The following is a 19,648-nucleotide window of genomic DNA, read 5'->3' on the forward strand; positions in this document are numbered from 1 at the left end:
TATCTGACGACGGGGGCGTGCCGGCGGCACGCCCAAGCCGGAAATTTACCATATCGGCCGGACCATCCCGGCCGCGCCGTTAAGCGTCCAGCTTGACGCAATCGACGAAGTAACCACGCTTGCCATCGACCTCGCGCTTGACCAGGCCGTGCACGTCCGTCTCGAAGCCCGGGAAGCGCTCGTTGAAGTCGCGCGCGAAGCGCAGGTAATCGACGATGGTCTTGTTGAAGCGCTCGCCCGGAATCAGCAGCGGAATGCCCGGTGGGTACGGCGTCAGCAGGATCGACGTAATCCGGCCTTCCAGCTCCTCGATCGCCACGCGCTCGATTTCGCGGTGCGCCATCTTGGCGAACGCGTCCGACGGCTTCATCGCCGGGATCATGTCCGACAGATACATCTCGGTCGTCAGGCGCGCGACGTCGTAGGCTTTGTAGAAATCGTGGATCTGCTGGCACAGGTCGCGCAGGCCCATTTTTTCGTAGGTCGGGTTGGCTGCCGCGAATTCCGGCAGGATGCGCCACATCGGCTGGTTCTTGTCGTAGTCGTCCTTGAACTGCTGCAACGCCGTCAGCAGGGTATTCCAGCGGCCCTTGGTGATGCCGATGGTGAACATGATGAAGAACGAGTACAGGCCGCACTTTTCGATGATGACGCCGTGCTCGGCCAGGTACTTGGTGACGATCGACGCCGGGATGCCGCTGTCGGCGAACTGGCCGTCGAGCGACAGGCCCGGGTTGACGATGGTCGCCTTGATCGGGTCGAGCATGTTGAAGTTCGGCGCCAGGTTGCCGAAGCCGTGCCAGTCGTCCTCGGCGCGGATGACCCAGTCTTCGCGCGAACCGATGCCTTCTTCGGCGAAGTTCTGCGGGCCCCACACCTGGAACCACCAATCCTTGCCCCATTCCTGGTCGATCTTCTGCATGGCGCGGCGGAAGTCCAGCGCCTCCAGGATCGATTCCTCGACCAGCGCTGTGCCGCCCGGCGCTTCCATCATGGCCGCTGCGACGTCGCACGAGGCGATGATCGAGTACTGCGGCGAGGTCGACGTGTGCATCAGGTACGCCTCATTGAAAGCGTCGCGGTCCAGCTTGACGGTTTCCGATTCGCGCACCAGCACCTGCGAGGCCTGCGACAGGCCGGCGAGCAGCTTGTGGGTCGACTGGGTCGAGAAGATCATCGACTCTTTCGCGCGTGGACGGTCCTTGCCGATCGCGTGCATGTCTTTGTAGAAATCGTGGAAGGTGGCGTGCGGCAGCCACGCTTCGTCGAAGTGCAGCGTGTCGATTTTGCCGTCCAGCAGTTCGCGCAGGGTCTCGACGTTGTAAACCACGCCGTCGTAGGTCGACTGCGTGATGGTCAGGATGCGCGGCTTCTTGTTCTTGGCTTCGCGGGCGAACGGGTTCGCCTCGATCTTGCGCATGATGCTCTCCATCGAGAACTCTTCCAGCGGAATCGGACCGATGATGCCCAGGTGGTTACGCGTCGGCATCAGGAACACCGGAATCGCGCCGCACATGATGATCGAGTGCAGGATGGACTTGTGGCAGTTGCGGTCGACGACGACGATGTCGCCCGGCGCCACGGTCGAGTGCCAGACCATCTTGTTCGACGTCGACGTGCCGTTGGTGACGAAGTAGCAGTGGTCGGCGTTGAAGATGCGCGCGGCGTTGCGCTCGGACGCGGCGACCGGGCCGGTGTGGTCGAGCAGCTGGCCGAGTTCCTCGACGGCGTTGCAGACGTCGGCGCGCAGCATGTTTTCACCGAAGAATTGGTGGAACATCTGGCCGATCGGCGACTTCAGGAAGGCGACGCCGCCCGAGTGCCCGGGACAATGCCACGAGTACGAACCGTCGTTGGCGTAGTGCACCAGCGCGCGGAAGAACGGCGGCGACAGGCCGTCCAGGTAGGACTTGGCTTCGCGGATGATGTGGCGGGCCACGAATTCGGGCGTGTCCTCGAACATGTGGATGAAGCCGTGCAGCTCGCGCAGGATATCGTTGGGGATGTGGCGCGAGGTGCGCGTTTCGCCGTACAGATAGATCGGGATGTCGGCGTTCTTGTAGCGGATTTCTTCGACGAAGGCGCGCAGCGATTTGAGCGCGGTGTCGGTCTCCTCGACCGAGCCGGCGCCGAATTCCTCGTCATCGATCGACAGCACGAAGGCCGACGCGCGCGATTGCTGCTGGGCGAACTGGGACAGGTCGCCGTAGCTGGTCACGCCCACCACTTCCATGCCTTCTTTTTCCATTGCATCGGCGAGGGCGCGAATGCCCAGGCCGGACGTGTTCTCGGAACGGAAATCCTCGTCGATGATGACGATGGGGAAACGAAATTTCATGCATGTCTCCAAAAAAGCAAGCCGCCCCTGACAAATGTGAAGGGGCGGACAGGGCGCGACACTATTGCTAGGAATCGCAGAAAAAAAATAAGAACGGGATTCTCGCAGAAATGCGCCCGCTGCGGGAAAAAAATATCATATAGAAAAAATGAGCAAACCGCGCAGTAGAGTGCCTCAGCGGTGTGACGGGCGTATTACAGCCGGCCAGACCTTAATGGAGCCAGGCGATGACGCCCAACGCAATGCCCACGCCGGCCACGCCGTACGCCAGGCCCATCATCCATTTCTTGCGGGTGAGCAGGGTAATGGCCGCCAGCGAAATGGCGATCTGCTCGGCGGTGGTCGCCAGCGCCCATTGGTGATGATGGTGCATGGCCTCGTCGGACTTGTGATTCCATTCCTTCGACGATTCCTCCCATTTCTCGGCTTCCTTGCGGATATCGTCCTTTTCGGCCTTGTAGCGGGCGACCTCGGCCTCATATTTCTTAGGATCGACCCCGGGCAGTGTCATGGCCAGCTCGGCCAGATTCTGCTTGCTGGACTTGGCCTGGTAGTAATTCCAGCTGTTGGCGGCCTGCGTCTTGTCGATCGCGGCGTTATTCTTGAACATGGCCGCGTCGTTCTGCGTCGCCCCGCCAAGATAGCCGAAAGCGGCACCGACGGTTGCCAGAATGGCCGTCATGACGGCAATATTGTTTGAAAAGCCATCGTTTCCGTGGGCTGCGTGTTCCACCGCGTGATCGTGCGGTCCGTGTACGTGAAAACCTTGGCCTGACATGGTTGCTTGAATCCTTGAAGAGTAAAGTTAAACTTTGCGGCGATAGGTGACAAACGCATACGACAAGCCGGACGTCTCGGAGGTGTGCTGCTCGCGGGCGGTTTCTTCCCACACAGCGCGGTCGATTGCGGGAAAGAAGGCGTCGCAGTCGAAGGTTTTGCCGACTTCGGTGACGATCAAGCGGTCGGTCAACGCCATCGACTGCTTGTAGATCTCGGCGCCGCCGATGACGTAGCCTTCGGCGCCGTCCAGCAGCGCGATGGCCGCTTCGACCGAGTCCACCGCTTCGACGCCGTCATGGCGCCAGCCGGCGTTGCGGGTGATGACGATGTTGCGGCGGTTGGGCAGCGGGCGGCCGATGGAGTCGAAGGTTTTGCGGCCCATGATGATTGGATGGCCGGTGGTCAGGCGCTTGAAATGGGCCAGATCCTCCGGCAATTTCCACGGCAAAGTGTTGTTGATGCCGATGCCGCCTTGCTGGTCGGTGGCGACGATGATGGTCAGTGTGCTCATGGATACTCTGTAAGGTTGGGTGAGAATTCCCGGTGGCTGGTATTATCGTTGAAATTGCGGTCCGCTTCCATGACCGTTGAGTAATTTGCCAGAGCGAGTAGCAAGCGCGAACGCTGGCGCGAACACCCTATGAATCCGGCCTCACGGCCATACCGAGTACCTATGACGAATTTCGAAAAAACCGGCAGCCGTTCCATCCCGTCCCTGCAAGCGACCGTTGAAGAATATATCGAGCCGCGCAGCGGCGCGCGCCACATCCATCTGGCCAGCGACCAGCAGGAGCTGGTGTTCCTGGTCGCCTTCCCGACGGTGCCGGACGTCAGCGACGGCCGCGCCCACATTCTGGAACACCTGTCGCTGTGCGGCTCCGAGCGCTATCCCGTGCGCGATCCGTTTTTCTCGATGCTGCGCCGCTCCACGGCCACCTTCATGAACGCGTTCACCTATGCCGACCGCACCGTCTACCCGTTCGCCAGCACCGACCGCAAGGATTTCTTCAACCTGCTCGACGTGTATCTGGACGCGACCTTCTTCCCCAACCTGGACTACCTGAACTTCCTGCAGGAGGGCTGGCGCCATGTCCTCAAGGACGGCAAACTGGCCTACCAGGGCGTGGTGTTCAACGAAATGAAGGGCGCCTTCAACGATCCAATGCGCGCTCTGTATAGCGGCATCGAAGGCACGCTGCTCAAAGGGACGACCTATGAGGTGGAATCCGGCGGCGATCCGCTGGTGATCCCGGAGCTGACGCACGAGATGCTCAAGGAATTCCACGCCAGTCATTATCATCCGTCGCAAGCGGTGTTCATGACAGCGGGCGCCATCAGCGCCGAGGAAATCCAGGAGCAGATCAAGCTGCGCGTGCTTTCCAAATTGCCGGCCGCCGCGCAGGAACGCATGTTGCCGCAGTTGGCGGAATACTGGACCGCGCCCCGTGTCAACGAGGTGCGCATTCCGTCGCAGCAGGCCAAGGCCGACGAATACGGTCTGCAGTTTTCGTGGTTGCTGGGTGAATCGACCGACCCGATGGCGTATTACAACGCCTATCTGCTTGACTCCGGCCTGCTGGGCGACGCCTCGTCGCCGCTGATGAAGGCCATGGAATCGGCCGGTTACGGTCGCCCATCGCGCCTGAACGGTCACGACGACGGCCCGCGCCAGCTGATTTTCCACGTTGGCATGGAAGGCCTGACCGAGCCGCAGATCGAAAAAGCGCGGGTGCGCATCTGGTCCGCGCTGGAGCGCGCGGCAAAGCAGGGCGTGCCGACCGACGCGCTGCAAGCGGCGTTGCGCGACATCCGCTACAGCCAGCGCGACACCGCCAACTCCCATATGCCGAACGCCTTGAGCCGCCTGCTGCACGCGCTGCCGGTGGCCATGCGCGGCGGCGACGTGTTCGATGCGCTCGACGGCGAAGCACACCTGGCCAAGCTGGAAGAAGCGATCCAGGACCCGGACTACTTCAAGTCGCTGGTGCGCTCGCTGCTGGAAAGCCCGACGCGCTTGACCACCAGCGTCATTCCGGATGCCGCTTACTTCACGGAGCGCGACGCGCTGGAAGAGGCGCAACTGGCCGTGCGCAATGCCGCGCTGACCGATCACGAACGCGCCCGCATCGAAGCCGAAACGGCCGCTCTGGACAAGCACCAGCAACTGCCTTCCAATTCGGAGGTGCTGCCGCGCATCCGCCCGTCGGACGTCAGCATCCACCCGGCGCCGGCGCTGCCGTTGCCCGCGCCGTTGGCCGCGCAGGGTGGCCCGGTGCTGCCGTTCACCATCGCCTCCAACGGCTTGTCGTACGCGCGCGTGAACTACGACGTATCGCATTTCGACGCGGCCGACTGGCCCTGGTTGCGCCTCTACGCGGATGTGGTCACCGAGATCGGTGTCGGCGACATGGATTACGAGGACGCCGACGCTTGGCGCCAGCTGATGGCGCCATCGTTCGACGTCGGCCTGGACGCGACCCAGCAGCCCGGCGGCGCGTTGAGCCTGGAGCTGTGGTTCGGCGCCAGCGGCTTGCGCGAGGATCACGAGGGTATCGCGGAACTGATTTCGCGCACCCTGTCTGAGACGCGCTTCGACGAATACGAGCGCCTGGCCTTCTTGATCGACAGCGAAGCGCAGGACCGTTTGACCGGCCTGGCGCAGGCGGGCAACCGCTACGCCATGCTGGCGGCGACCGCGCCGTTGTCGCCGCTGCGCCGTTTCGACGACGTTGTCGGCGGCGCGGCGTCGCTGCCGTTTTACGCCAAGCTGCTCGAGCAGAGCAAAACGCAGGAGGGCATCGCGACGATCGCCAGGCGTCTGAGCGCGCTGCACAGCCGCGTGACCGGCGTGACGCCGATCGTGTTGTCGGCCGGTTCCGGCGACGACAGCACCGATTTGGCGCGCATGGTCAAGCTGCCGGCGTCGCAAGCGGAAACGCCGGGTGTTTCGGCGGCGCCGGAGAGTTTGCCGTTGGCGGATGCGGCGCTGCACGCGGTTAGCCAGATCAACCATTGCGTGGTGGCCTGGCGTGTGCCGATGGTGCACGAAGCCGGTGCGGCGGCGCTGGCGGTTGCCGCCGAGTTGATGACCAACCAGTTGCTGCACGCGGCCTTGCGCGAGAAGGGCGGGGCGTATGGCGGCAGCGCGGGCTACGGCGGTGGCAGCGGTACGTTTGTGATGGCGTCTTACCGCGATCCGCGTCTGGCCGAGACCTACGCCGACTTCGGCGTGGCGATCGATCAGATGCTGGAGAACGACTTCTCGCAGGAGGAGCTGGAAGAGGCGATCATCTGCGTGATCAAGGGGCTGGACAAGCCGAATTCGCCGCACGAGCAGGTCACGCACGCGTGGAGTTTGTACCGTCGCGGGATCAGCGAGGAATTGCGTCAGCAGTTCCGCACCGGGGTGCTGAATTGCACGCTGGACGATATCCGCGCGGCGGTGCGCACGTGGATCAAGGATGGTCAGGCCAGCCGCGCGGCGTTCGTCGGCGACCTGTCGCAGGACTTGTCTGGATTGAAGACGGTGGATTTGGTGGAGTTGGCCAACGCTGCGTAGACGAGCGTAGGGCGGATTAGGCGGAACGCCGTAATCGGCCATGCATGCGTCAACGGGGCGCATGCATGGCCGATTACGCTTCGCTAATCCGCCCTACGTGGTTTAGATAATTTCAGCGTTTGTGGCCGTCGCGTGGAAAGCGAGCATGTGGTCCGCCAGCGCCTGCGGCGCCTCCAGCGGAATCATATGCCCGGTATCGCCCGTCAGCATCCTCAAACTGGCGTTGGGAAAACGCTCCGCCATCTGCCGTAGATCCTCCGGGGGCACAAGGTTGTCCTCTTCCGCGCCGACGATCAACACCGGAAAACTCAACTCCGCCAACCGGTCCATCAAATCCGGCCGGTCGATGGTCGTCGCGAACTGCGTCAGCAGCACTTCCTTCCCGAGATCGAGCGCCATTTGCTGGATCGGCCCGACGATCGCCTCATCGTCCAGATGCGACGGGTGCAGCAACTCACGCAACCTCTGTCGCGACATTCCCGCATATGCGTTCCGCTCCAACATCGCCACGATGCGCTCGCGCGCCAGCACCTCCGCAGGTTTCAGTCCCTTGGCCGAATTGGCGATCAACACCAGCGACTTCACCCGCTCGGGATGAGCCACCGCGTGCTCGATCGCCAGGTAGGCACCAAGCGAAAACGCCACCAGATGGGCCGCCGGCGCGCTGTGCGCGGCGATCAGCTCCCGCATCTGTTGCCGTGTGCGGGCCTTGTGCAGCGGTACATAATTAAAATCGAAGGCGTCACCCAGCAGCGGCGTGAGCCTCGACCACATCCGCTCGTCGCACAAGGTGCCCGGAAGAAGATCGAGTCTGGTTGTCATTTTATTTAACGTGTTTAACTGCCTGTTGAATAGTGGCCGTATTGTAGGGCAAACCGGCGAATCTACGATCTGCTGAGCCGTTGGGCAAGCGCGAGAGCAAACCGTCGCAGGTCCGGGACGGCGGTCGCCTCCCAATATGTAGCTTTGAGCCAAGGACCAATATAAAACAGAGAACCGGAACTCATGCCGTGCTGATCGATGGCCGCGCAGTCACTCCCGACCTCCAGTCCCAGTCCCAATCTGTCCGCCCGGATTAAGCCATCTCGCAGAAGTTGCTGGACTAGTTCGTTGCCACTATTGCGCGGATCGGCGCAAGGCCCGGTACAATTGATAACGGCGCCAGCACGCACAACGATCGTCTGAGCCGCGCCGCGCCGGCGCAACGTCACCGCGATATCGGTGTTGTTTTCGTCAAAGCCAATAATCCGCGCGGCGAACGTTTGTACCACTCCAGATTGGAGCGATTCGGTCAGTTGCTGGTGCAAGGTGGGGGAGAGGCGGTGGCGATGGATATCCCAGTACGCCTGAACATGGCGCAAAAAACGTTTTCGTTCTTTTTCCGTATATCCCAACCAGATATCCGCAGCGACGGGGCGCAGCAGCGTCATGGCATCGCGCCAGTCCCGACGCTCCGCCGCGAGCCTCCGGACATAACGCCGAAATTCGCATAGTTGTTCCCGCACGGTGGTGGCCTCTCCCCAAATGGCCTGCGGTCCGGAGTCGCCGCCGTGACGATGGCCGTCATGACGATGGGGATGTGGTACCAGCCCCCTGCGCGACACTGCGATGATTGGACGCGCAGGATTCTGTTTCAGCAGAGTTGTCGCCGTGTCCACCATGGTCAATCCCGTGCCCAATAGCAATACGGGTTGATCCGCCGGGATGCGTGCCATGCCACCAGGCTCCCAAGGATCCCCAAGGTACCGTTTGCTGCTAAGAATGGCCTTGCCGGCGATGGGCAGGGTGGACGGGAAGTACCCCAGCGCTAACACTATGTGGTCGGCTATGATGGTTGAACCATCATCCAGCTGGGCGACCAGCGCGGTGGCATCGTTCGCGGGGTGTATGGCAGCGACATGCCGGAAGACACGCTCAAGTGTGACATGGGGCGGAGCATCCCGTTCAGTCTGCTCCAGCAGCCATTCCAGGTAGTCACCGTAGATCTGGCGCGGGACGAAGCTGCCGGCATCAATTCGCATATCCACGGTGTGGGCAAAACGCAGGAAGTGCTCCGCGTCGTCTTCGAGCGCGCTCATGTTGCCCGCTGGTACATTCAGCGTATGGTCGGGACTTTGGGTGCCGTAGGCCATACCCCGTGCGATACGTTCGCCGCCGTTGACCAACACCACGCGCACGGGGGAAGTATGGTGCTGCCTAAGAAGTTGCACTGTAGTAACGGCACCGGAAAAGCCGGCGCCGATGATAACAATGGTTTTCATTTTCAATTTTTTTTCAAATAGGCCATGCAGGCAGATTTGATATCATAAATTGAATAATTATTTATTTATAAGAAAATTAACTTCACAGGTGGCCAGATTTAAACCGCCATTGGCGCCGTGATCGGCGCGTGGTGTTGGTAGCCTTCCAGCGAGAAGTCGGACGGTTCGACCTTTTCCAGCCATTCCGGCTCGTACTTGCCGGTCTTGGCGAAGTCCGGTACGCGCTCGGAGATGCGCAGTTGCGGCGCGGCGAACGGCGTGCGGGTCAACTGCTCCTTGACCATGTCCATGTGGTTTTCGTAGATGTGGGCGTCGCCGATGAAATAGCTGAACCAGCGCGGCGTGTAGCCGGTCAGGCGGCCGACCAGATGCATCAGCGCCGCGCCCTCGGCCAGGTTGAACGGCGTGCCCAGACCCAGGTCGTTCGAGCGTACGTAGAGGCACATGGACAGCTCGCGGGTGGTTGGATTCGGGATGAACTGGTACAGCAGGTGGCAGGCCGGCAGGGCGACCGCGTCCAGCACGGCCGGATTCCAGCCGTGGAACAGGATGCGGCGGCTGCCTGGATTGTTGACGATGGTATCGAGGCACTCGCGCAGCTGGTCGATCGATTTGTGCAGCAGGACCTTGGGTACGCCGGCGTCGTCGAATTGGGAGATCAGGCGGAAGCCGTTCTTCTGCGCGTCGGCGATTTGCGCCGGTTGATCGAGTTCGATCAGCTTGAAGCCGGGCCACTGGCGCCATTGAACGCCGTAGACCGGACCAAGGTCGTCCTCGCCGAGGCGATACGGATTGTCCAGCCATTGTTTGTTTTCGTTGGCGTTCTGGTCCCAGACTTTACACCCCAGCGCGCGGAAGTCGGCGGCGCTGCGGGACGCGCGCAGGAACGCGCACAGTTCTCCGACCACGGATTTGAAGGCCAGGCGCTTGGTCGTCACGGCGGGAAAGCCGTCGTTGAGCAGGTCGAAGCGCATCATCGCGCCCGGCACGCTCAGTGTGCGGATGCCGGTGCGGTTGTCTTGCCAGCTGCCGGTGTCGAGGACGGTCTGGATCAGTTCCTGGTATTGCTGCATATGTTCTCCAACGTGAGCGTTGCGGCTCTAAAGTCGGGTATTTTATCAGAGGCATGTAGGGCGGATTAGGCGGAACGCCGTAATCGGCCATGCATGCGCTGCCGGCGGCTTATGCATGGCCGATTACGCTTCGCTAATCCGCCCTACGTGTCTCCGTGGTGTCTCGTCAGCTGCTTGTCCAGGTGTGCGACGATCGCTCTCATCGCCGGATCGGCGGCCAGATTATTGAGCTGGTATGGGTCCGTTCGGACGTCGTACAGCTCCGCCGCCTGACGCTTGGCGGTCGCAAGATCCAGCAGCCGGTCCATAGCGGGATTGCCCCGGCCGACGATCATCGCGGTCTTGGTGGGGCTGGGGGCGATGCCGGCGAACGCCGCATCGACATCGCTGTCCAGCTGCGCTGGCGTGATGGCTTGTTGTGCGGGCGCCCCAGCCGGCCAGCGGTCCGGGAAGGCGTTGCGAATGTAAAGGTACTGAGGTGTTCTGATCGCGCGGGCAGGATAGCTTTCGCTGGCGCTCAGCACAAAGGGCCGCCCGCTAATTGCCGCCCGCTTGCTCACGCCGGCGACGTCAAGGACGATTGACGCCAGATCGGCGCTGCTGACCAGCGCTCTCGATACTCGCCCGCCGGCTATTCCGCCGGGGTACAGGACGACCAGTGGCACATGAGTACCGGCGTCGTAAAGCGTCCCTTTACCGCGCGGGAAGGACCAGCCGCCTTTGCCGGTCATGACGACCAAGGTACTCGACAGTTGGCCCGCGCGTTCCAGCCGGTCGATCAGCAAGCCCGCTTGGTGGTCGAAGCGCTCGATCTCCGAACGGTAGGCGGAGATATCGCTACGCACTGTCGGCGTATCGGGCAGGTAAGGCGGCACCATGAGGTTTTCGATATCGACGGGCGCGCTGGACCGGCGCTGTGGACTTTTCGATTCAAGGCAGAACAAAAGGGGCTTGCCGGCGGGCCGCTTGGCGAGGAAAGCGTCGAAATTGTCGTTTACGACCGCGTAGCCATTTTTTCTGAGCAGGTTGACGTAGGGGAGTTGCGCGCCCGGCGATTCGATAAATGCGTTTTCAAAGCTGATGCCAGCGCGTTCGAGGCGGGCGAATGTCGGCATGCGTATACCAAGCTTGTCCACCGCCTCCGAGCCTTGCCAACTCCAGCCGTCCGCGATCAGCAGCAGAATATTGGGGCGTTGCGCGGACTTGGCGCCGGTTGGAGCAGCCAGCGCCAGGCCCAGATTACCCAGTAACGCGCCGCCAAGCGCCATCGATGTTCGCGTGATCGCCTGGCGTCGGGTTATCTTTTTGCTCATGCCCGTCCGGTCCTCTTAGCGGCTGCCAGACTTGGGCTTGCGGCCGCCCGGTTGCGCGGTCACCTTGCCGGCGGCGCGGGCGAGCGATTTGGCGCCACGGCCGCCGGTGACAACGACAGCACCCTTCGGCGCCGCCGGTTTGCCGCCACCGCCGTATATGCGGCCCGTGCCGGCTTTGCCGCCGGCGGAGCGGGCACCGCCGGTTCCCTTGCCGGTCGCCGGTACGGGTGGTGTCCAAGTGCCCAGAGAGGCGTCGCCGCCTGCCGGCCGCGCGGTCGCTTTTCCGGCAGCCGTTCCGCTGGCAGTCTTGCCGGCCGCCGATCCACCCGCCGGGCCGGTGAACGGACGTTTTTTCTTGGCCGGGGCTTCGGCCGCCGCTTTCTTCGCCAGCGCCGCCGCCACGCCTTTAGGGCCGGTTTCCGGCACGCGGTGATCGGCCTCGAAACCCGGTTCCTCTTCGCGCCGTATCACTTGGCCGGTCAGCGTTTCGATCGTCTTCAGGATCTCGACTTCGTCGGCGCATACCAGCGATACCGCTTCGCCTTCCATGCCCGCGCGGCCGGTGCGGCCGATGCGGTGGATGTAGTCTTCCGCGACTGTCGGTAAATCGAAGTTGACCACCTGCGGCAGCGCTTCGATATCCAGGCCGCGCGCGGCGACGTCGGTCGCCACCAGCAGCTGGACTTCGGCCTGTTTAAAGCGCGCCAATGCCTTCAGGCGCGCCGGCTGGGTTTTGTCGCCATGGATGGAATCGGCCGAGATGCCGTGTTCCTGCAACGTCTTGACCAGCGTCTCGACGCCTTTGCGCGTTTTGACGAATACCAGCACCTGGCCCCACTGCAGTTTCTTCAGCAGATGCAGCAGCAGTTCCGGCTTGCGGCGCTTATCGGTGGGGATCAGCCATTGTTTGACGGTTTTGGTGGTGGTGTTACTGGCGCTGACCTGGATCGATACCGGGTCCTTCAACATCCCTTTTGCCAGTTTGCGGATCTCGTCGGAGAACGTGGCCGAGAACAGCAAGGTCTGGCGCTTCTTCGGCAGCGCCGCGAGGAGGATGTCCAGATCGCGCTCGAAACCCAGGTCCAGCATGCGGTCCGCCTCGTCCAGCACCAGTGTTTGCAGCATCGTGAAGCTGATCGCGCCCTGGTCGTGCAGGTCTTTCAGTCGGCCGGGCGTCGCCACCAGCACGTCCAGGCCTTTGCGCAGCTTGGTGATCTGCGGCTCGATCGGCACGCCGCCGTAGGCCACGGCGGAGCGCAATGGCAGATTGCCGCCGTAGGTGCGGAAGCTTTCATAGACCTGCTCGGCCAGTTCGCGCGTCGGCACCAGCACCAGGCAGCGCACCGCTTTCGGTCCGGTCACGCCGTCCATGGTCAGGCGCTGAAGGATGGGCAGCGCGAAGCCGGCCGTCTTGCCGGTGCCGGTTTGGGCTGCGGCCATCAGGTCGCGGCCCGCCAGGACGACGGGAATGGCTTGCTTTTGGACGGGCGTCGGCTGTTTGTAGCCCAGGGTGTCCAGCGTGCGCTGGATTGGATCGATCAGGCCGAGTGCTTGGAAGGTCATTGTATGTGCAGTAAAACGAAAAGAGGGCGCAGTGTAGCCGGTTGTCCCGGCTTGTGCGAAATTAGTTGGCCAGTGCGGCGGACCACAGCGATAGGACCTCGCGCACGCGGTCGTCCGGCATGTTGAGCAGATTGTCGCCGACGTACAGCTCCACCGAGCTGCGGTCCTGCAGCGCCCCATGGCTGGCGCCGTTGAACAGCCATATGCTGTGCCGCTCGGCGATCAGGTTGCGGATGTTCAGCGCGCGGTCGCGGCTCACCGGCAGATGCAGGTGCAGCATGCTGGCTTGCGGGCGCGCCGGATTGGGCGTCAGCAGCGGATAGTCGCGCAGCGTCTCGTAGAGCCACAGCGTGCGGCGAAAGTAATCCGGCATCGCCGCCAGCCGCGCATCGAACTGCATCGCGGCGGCCACCACGTACGGCGTGCGCTGGTAGACATTGCCGCCCTGGCGGCGGTACCACTCCTGCGCTTTAGCGACAAACCGGGAGGACCCAAGCAGCATGGCGCCGCCCATGCCGCCTATGCCTTTATACAGCGACACGTAGACCGTGTCGAAACCGGCGGCGATCTCGCTGGCCGGCCGTCCATAAGCGGCGGCGGTTTCCCACAGGCGGGCACCGTCCAGGTGCAAATGAATGGCCTCCTCGCGGCAGTAGGTCTTGATGGCGGTGAGATCTTCCCATTCCGGGCATTGGCCGCCGATCTCGCGCATCGGCAGTTCCAGCGTGGCCGCGCCCAGTTTGTCCGGTATGCCCTGGAGTTCTTCGAGCGTCCATGGACGGTTCTGGTCACCGATCTGCAAGGCGTGGAAATGGTCGAACAGCTGGTGGTTGCCACGTTCGTGGCGCAGGATGTGCGAGGTCGGGTGCAACGCCACCAGCTTGCTGCCGCGTTCCTCGCAGGCGATGCGCAGCGCGGTCGCTTGCGTCATGGTACCGGTGATGCAGAACAGCGCCGCCTCGAAACCCAGCAGTTTTGAGACTTTTTGCTCGAATTCCTGGATCAGGGTGCCGCTGCCGTAGGTGTCGTGTTCCACGCCGTTGGCTTCGCACCACGCCGCCATCGCCGCGAACAGCTGCGCGGGCGAGGGTTGGCGGTGGCCGGGAAGGTGGGTTCGGCAGCGCAGGCGCAGTTCGGCGTCGGTCAATTCATTCTCCTGAAAGGTGAATGATAACCCGATCATGGACAAACGCCGTCAAATATACCGGCGTGGTTTGGATGTCCGGTTCAATGCGCGGTGTGGACGTTGTGGAACTGCAGCGCGGCCAGGTTGGCGTAAATGCCGCCCAGCGCCACCAGCGACGTGTGGGTGCCGGTTTCGACGATTTTGCCGTCTTCCATGACGATGATCCGGTCCGCGCGCTGCACGGTCGCCAGGCGGTGGGCGATGATGACGGTGGTGCGGCCGACCATCGCCGCTTCCAGCGCCTTTTGCACCAGGCGTTCCGATTCGGCGTCCAGCGCGCTGGTGGCTTCGTCGAGCAGCAGCAGTGGCGGATTTTTCAGCAGCGCGCGGGCGATGGCGATGCGTTGGCGCTGTCCGCCGGACAGGCGCACACCGCGCTCGCCCAGGAACGATTTGTAGCCCTGCGGCAGACGTTCGATGAATTCGTGGGCGGCGGCCAGCTTGGCGGCCTGGATCACTTCCTCGTCGGTGGCACCGGCGCGGCCGTAGCGGATGTTTTCCATCGCGTCGGCCGAGAAGATCACCGTATCCTGCGGCACGATGCCGATGGCGTCGCGCAGCGTGTGCAGGTCAAGCTGCGTGATGTCGACGCCATCGAGCTTGATGCTGCCGCTCTGCGGATCGTAGAAACGCAGGAACAGCTGGAACAGCGTGGTCTTGCCGGCGCCGGAGGGCCCGACCACGGCCACGGTTTCACCGGGCTTGATGTCCAGCCACAAGTGGCCCAGCGCGGCCGTTTCGGGCCGCGACGGATACGAGAACGTGACATCGTTCAGGGTCAAGGCAGCGCCGTTGGCGGCGCGCGGCGGCAGCGCCAGCGGCTTGGCCGGCGACTGGATATTCGATTTGACCGCCATCAGTTCCAGCAGGCGCTCGGTGGCGCCGGCGGCGCGCTGCGCCTCGCCCATCACTTCCGACAGGGCGCCAATGGCGCCGGCCACGATCGAGGCGTACAGGATGAACTGACCCAGGTCGCCGCCCGTCATGTCGCCCGACAGCACGGCGTGGGCGCCCAGCCACAGCACGAATACGATGGTGCCGAATACCAGCACGATGGCGATCATGGTCAGCAGTGCCCGGGCGCGGATGCGGCGCATCGCGGTCTTGAACGCGCCCTCGACGGAGGCGCCGAAGCGGTTCGATTCGATTTTCTCGTGCGTGAAGGCCTGCACGGTCGGCATGGCGTTGAGGATTTCGCCGGCCATGGCCGAGGCGTCGGCCACGCGGTCCTGGGAGTCGCGCGACAGCTCGCGCACGCGGCGGCCGAACATCACGATCGGCAGCACCGTCAACACCAGCAGGCCGATGATGATGGCCGACAGTTTGACACTGGTCACGAACAGCATCACCAGGCCGCCGATGAACAGCAGCACATTACGCAGCGCCATCGAGATGCTGGTGCCGACGACCGCTTGTATCAGCGTGGTGTCGGTGGTGATACGCGACAGGACTTCGCCGGTCTGCGTGGTCTCGAAGAACTCGGGGCTTTGGGTGACGACATGCTTGTAGACGGCGCTGCGGATATCGGCGGTGACCCGTTCGCCCAGCCAGGAGACGGTATAAAAGCGCGCAGCCGTGGCCAGCGCCAGCACTGTGGCCACGCCGAACAGCGCCAGGAACACCAGGTCGACATGTTTGATGCTTTTATCGCCGGTGCCGCCGAAACCGAGATCGATCATCTGCTTGAAGGCGGCCGGAATGGCGAGGGTGGCGCAGGCGGCGACCACCAGCGCGATACCGGCCATGACGAATTGACGCTTGTACGGCGCCAGGAACGGCAGCAGGCCGCGCAGGGTGGAAATGCTGCCTTTCTTTTGTTCCCTGTTGACGTTGGGCGCGACTGCGGAGGGGGTGCTGGCGGTGGTGCTGTTGGTCATCGTGTGGCTGCGGTTTCGGTAAATATGCTTTGGGTTGTTCTAATATTCTTCTACAGTTTCATCGGGCTGACATACCCCGTCAGTTCCAGATAGGCGCGACCCGCCGGCTTGCCGTCCCGCGTCAGCGTCACCGCGCCTTCCCAGTACACCGCGCCGGTCGAGCGGCGCGAGTCCAGCTCTTGGTCGTCCTGTAACGGCACGATCCGCCATTCGACGTTGCCGGTGGTGAGCCGGCTCTCGACCGGATACTCGGCATTGGTGCGGGGCGAGCGCCAGCGCCTTTGCCCGGCAAAACCCACCTGCTCCGGTGGGAACTGCGTGATCTTACCGGATGCGTCGCGCCATGTCGCGTGCGACCATAGTTTAGCACCTGTCTTGTCGCGGAGTTGGAAAGCCATCAGGGCGCCGCCGTCATCGAGGTTGGCGCCTATCCAATCCCAGCCGACGGCGCCCGAATCGCCGCCCATGATATCGCTGGACCACTCGTGGTCGAGCCAGCTTGCGCCGGTGACGGCCGACGCCTTGCCGCCGCGCGTGATGGTGCCGGTGGTGGCCAGTTGCGGCTCGCTGTAGTAGTAGCTGGCCTGCTCGGGACGCGGCCCCTTGCGCGAATAGCCGCGTTGGCCCTGGAGCAGCACCGGCTGCGACGGCGCCAGCTTCAGGTTGAGCGCGAAGTTGGCGGCGTCCACGCGGATCGCATAGCTGCCGTCGGCGTTGCGCGTCATGCGCCAGTCGTCCAGCTTCACATCGGCGTCGCCGACCTTGGCGTAGGCGATGTCGAAGCCTTCGCGCGCGCTGCGCTGGTCGTGCAGCAGTTTGCCGTTGGCCGGGTCGGAGACGGCGGCGTGGCCGATGATCAGCTGTTTCGGCGCGAACTTGCTCGGGTTGGCCCGGTCATGTTCCGTCCCGCTGCGGAAGAATGTGACCTGGAAGCCCAGCGGCTTGCCATCGGTTGTATTGAGCCAGCCGGTGACGTACCACCATTCGATTTTGTAATCCGGATGGGCGCCATAGTCGGCGGGGAAGCGCAGCGAGGCGCCGGCCGGCAGCGGCGCGACCGGTGAGTATCCGGGCGCCGCCGCCCGCGAGGACAGGCCGCACAACAGCATTAGAAACACCACGCAGTAGCGCATCAAGTACATCACCAGTCCTCCCTGACCGCGCGTATAGGCCCGCCGGACAGCGATTGGCGGCCCGCCAGCAGGGCCGTCAGCGCCGACGCGGCCAGCAACAACCCGGCGACGGCCGCCAGCAAACCCCAAGGCAGATGCAGCTGCATGGTCCAGTGGAACGACTGCGGATTGACGACGAAGACCAAAATCAAGCTGATGACCCAACCCAGGACGAAGCCGGTGGCGATGCCCAGGCCGGTGAGCGCGCCGCCCTCGATGGCCAGTATCGACAGGATCTGGCCCCGCGTGACGCCGACGTGGCGCAACATGCCGAACTCCTTGGAGCGCGCCAAGGTCTGCGCCGAGAAGGTGGCGGCGACGCCGAACAGGCCGATGACGATGGCGATCGCCTCCAGCAGATAGGTGATGGCGAAGCTGCGGTCGAACACCTTCATGCTCATGTCGCGGATCTCCGACGGCGCGCTGGTTTCCAGCGCGGAGGCGAACGGCAGCCGCTTCAACGCTTGCACGGTATTCTCGGGTTTTGCGCCGGGTTCCAGCCACAGGGCGGCGCTGCCGACCTGCTGGTCGCCGGTGATGGCGCGGTAGTCGCTCAGCCGCATTTGAATTGAGCCCGTGGGACGGGCGTAGTCGCGCCACACGCCTGCCACCTGGAAGGGATGCAGCCTGCCGTTGAGAGGGATTTCCACCCGTTTGCCGACCGTCATGTCGTACAAATCGACCATCGCCTCCGATACCCAGACCGGCGGAGGTTCGTCCGGCGTGGGCGGCTTCGTCTCGCCGACGATGGCCAGCGATTGGGCGGGATCTTGCGCATTGACGATGCTCGCCAGCAGCGCCACGGGCGGGCGGCCCGGCGCCAGCGAGATGCCCCGCACACGCAGGAAACTTGCTTTCTGCACGCCGGGCAGGGCGGCGATGGCCGCCTGTTCCTGCGGCCGCATGCCCGCCGTGGTGCCGGCGCCGACGGTGCTGACGTAGATGTCGGCCGGCAGGACCTGGTGCAGCCAGTCGTCGAGCGACACGCGGAAGCTGGCCACCATGATGGCCATGGCCACCATCAGGCTGAAGCTCGACAGCACGCCGCCGAGCGCGATACCCGCCTGGCTGGAGGCGTTGGCCAGACGTGATAGCGTCAGCGTCAATACGGGCGAGGCGCCGGGGCGGCTGGCGGTGGCGGCGCTCCAGCGTTTGTGGGCAATGCGGAAGACGATGGCGGCCAGGCGCGGCATCAGGGCGATCACCCCGACCAGCAGCAGCGCGATCGACAGATAGCCGAAGATCGGCAGTTCGAACAGCGGCGGCGCTTGCGACAGCAGCGCGGCCAGCGCGATGCTGGCCAGGGCCGGCCATGCCGTCGCCAGGCGTGACATCGACGCTTCCTCGGTGCCGGATTTAAGCGCGACCGCCGGTTTGGCGCGGGCGGCGTCGAAGGCCGGCGCGGCGCAGCCCAGCAGCGACACGCCGACGCCGAGCGCGAAGTAGACGGCGGCGGCCACCGGTGTGAAGTGCACCGTCGGCTGTACGCCGGAGAAGAAGCCCGCGCCCAGATCCGCACCCATGAAGTGCAGCGCGGCGGCGGCCAGGCCGTAGCCGGCGGCGATGCCGATGGCCGATCCGGCGATGCCGAGGCTCAGGCCCTCCAGCAGGATCTGGCGCAGCAAGTGGCGGCGGTCCATGCCCAGCACGCGCAGCAGCGCGAACTGGCTGCGGCGGCGTATCACCGACAGCGCCTGCGTGGAGAACACCAGGAAGGCGCCGGTGAACAGCGCGACCAGCGCCAGCACCGTCAGATTGACGCGGTAGGCGCGGCTCATGCCTTCGTTGCGGCTGTTCTGTTCCTGGTCGTTGGGCTGGTTGACGCGGAAGCGCCCTGGGTACTCGCGCTGCAGGTCCTGTTCGAGTTGCGCCTTGAAGGCGTCGCGATTGACGCCGTCGCGCAGTTTCAGGTCGACGCGCGACAGCTGGCCCAGTTTGTCGAAGCGCCATTGCGCCGCGCCCAGGTCCATCACGCCGATGCGCTGGCCGGCGCGCGCGCTTTGCAGCGATCCGGCCACGCGCAGTTGCAGTTGATCGACGCCGACTTGCAGGGTTACCCTATCCGCGGCGGGTTGGAGCCACTGCTGCGCGGCGGGCGACAGGAAAATCGTATCGTCGGCGAGCGTGGAGCTGGGGTCGCCGTTGACCGGCACGCCGATCAGGTCCGGCGCGACGAAACCGGCCCGGAACACATCGATGCCGACGATTTTGAGCGCGCTGCGCTGGCCAGGGACCGAGGCGTCGAATTCGAGCACCGGCGAGGCGACGGTGACGCCGTCGCGCCGTGCCAGTATCGGATAGATCGCCTCGTCGAAGGCTGGCTCGGTGCCGCGCACCTGCACGTCTGCCACGCCGGACAGACCCTTGATCGCCGACGAGAACTCGTTGAAGGCGGCGGCGTTGATCAGGTGGATCGCGAAGCCGAGCGAGATACCGACCGCGATGGCGGCGATGGCCACCAGCGCGCGCATCGGGTGCGCGCGCCATTCGCCCAGCAGCAGCCAGCGTGACAGGCGGCGCATCGAC

The 19,648-nt window shown here is 63.8% G+C and carries 13 protein-coding genes; 1 reads left to right on the forward strand and 12 read right to left on the reverse strand.

Features of this window, described 5'->3' with window-relative positions; translation table 11 throughout:
* Positions 1 to 79 precede the first annotated feature (79 nt).
* From AC07P1_RS29345 to AC07P1_RS29355, 3 genes are all read right to left on the reverse strand, one after another.
* On the reverse strand, positions 80 to 2,338 hold the full coding sequence (locus AC07P1_RS29345) for an arginine/lysine/ornithine decarboxylase (protein ID WP_471705725.1): 2,259 nt from the start codon (positions 2,336 to 2,338) through the stop codon (positions 80 to 82).
* Between the two features lie 211 nt (positions 2,339 to 2,549).
* Complete coding sequence (locus tag AC07P1_RS29350) at positions 2,550 to 3,116, reverse strand: DUF4337 domain-containing protein (protein ID WP_363508803.1); 567 nt, start codon at positions 3,114 to 3,116, stop codon at positions 2,550 to 2,552.
* A 27-nt stretch (positions 3,117 to 3,143) separates the two neighbouring features.
* Entirely contained in the window at positions 3,144 to 3,629 is a 486-nt protein-coding gene (locus AC07P1_RS29355) for a dihydrofolate reductase (RefSeq protein ID WP_494699157.1), read from the reverse strand.
* Positions 3,630 to 3,791: 162 nt separating this feature from the next.
* Between AC07P1_RS29355 and AC07P1_RS29360 the strand changes: the two genes are divergently transcribed.
* Entirely contained in the window at positions 3,792 to 6,677 is a 2,886-nt protein-coding gene (locus AC07P1_RS29360) for an insulinase family protein (protein WP_494699158.1), read from the forward strand.
* A gap of 102 nt (positions 6,678 to 6,779) precedes the next feature.
* Here AC07P1_RS29360 and AC07P1_RS29365 read toward each other — a convergent pair whose 3' ends face one another.
* The 9 genes from AC07P1_RS29365 to AC07P1_RS29405 form a co-directional block, all read right to left on the reverse strand.
* Entirely contained in the window at positions 6,780 to 7,499 is a 720-nt protein-coding gene (locus AC07P1_RS29365; RefSeq protein WP_494699159.1) for an alpha/beta fold hydrolase, read from the reverse strand.
* Positions 7,500 to 7,561: 62 nt separating this feature from the next.
* Positions 7,562 to 8,938 (reverse strand): FAD/NAD(P)-binding protein, encoded by a 1,377-nt coding sequence (locus AC07P1_RS29370; protein ID WP_494699160.1) that lies wholly within the window; start codon positions 8,936 to 8,938, stop codon positions 7,562 to 7,564.
* A gap of 98 nt (positions 8,939 to 9,036) precedes the next feature.
* Entirely contained in the window at positions 9,037 to 10,011 is a 975-nt protein-coding gene (locus tag AC07P1_RS29375; protein ID WP_494699161.1) for a thymidylate synthase, read from the reverse strand.
* Between the two features lie 143 nt (positions 10,012 to 10,154).
* A complete protein-coding gene (locus AC07P1_RS29380; RefSeq protein ID WP_494699162.1) occupies positions 10,155 to 11,324 on the reverse strand; it encodes a sulfatase-like hydrolase/transferase in 1,170 nt (389 codons plus the stop codon).
* Positions 11,325 to 11,339: 15 nt separating this feature from the next.
* The gene (locus AC07P1_RS29385) at positions 11,340 to 12,887 is read right to left on the reverse strand and encodes a DEAD/DEAH box helicase (RefSeq protein WP_494699163.1); all 1,548 of its coding nucleotides are present in this window, start codon (positions 12,885 to 12,887) and stop codon (positions 11,340 to 11,342) included.
* A 61-nt stretch (positions 12,888 to 12,948) separates the two neighbouring features.
* Positions 12,949 to 14,034 (reverse strand): threonine aldolase family protein, encoded by a 1,086-nt coding sequence (locus tag AC07P1_RS29390; protein WP_494699164.1) that lies wholly within the window; start codon positions 14,032 to 14,034, stop codon positions 12,949 to 12,951.
* 80 nt (positions 14,035 to 14,114) lie between these two features.
* Positions 14,115 to 15,950 (reverse strand): ABC transporter transmembrane domain-containing protein, encoded by a 1,836-nt coding sequence (locus AC07P1_RS29395; protein ID WP_494699165.1) that lies wholly within the window; start codon positions 15,948 to 15,950, stop codon positions 14,115 to 14,117.
* Positions 15,951 to 16,000: 50 nt separating this feature from the next.
* Entirely contained in the window at positions 16,001 to 17,092 is a 1,092-nt protein-coding gene (locus tag AC07P1_RS29400) for a lipocalin-like domain-containing protein (protein ID WP_494699189.1), read from the reverse strand.
* Positions 17,092 to 19,644 (reverse strand): FtsX-like permease family protein, encoded by a 2,553-nt coding sequence (locus tag AC07P1_RS29405; protein ID WP_494699190.1) that lies wholly within the window; start codon positions 19,642 to 19,644, stop codon positions 17,092 to 17,094. Before AC07P1_RS29405 ends, AC07P1_RS29400 begins: the two co-directional genes overlap by 1 nt.
* Positions 19,645 to 19,648: the final 4 nt, after the last annotated feature.

This window comes from Duganella sp. GW821-FHT07F09 (assembly GCF_059418705.1).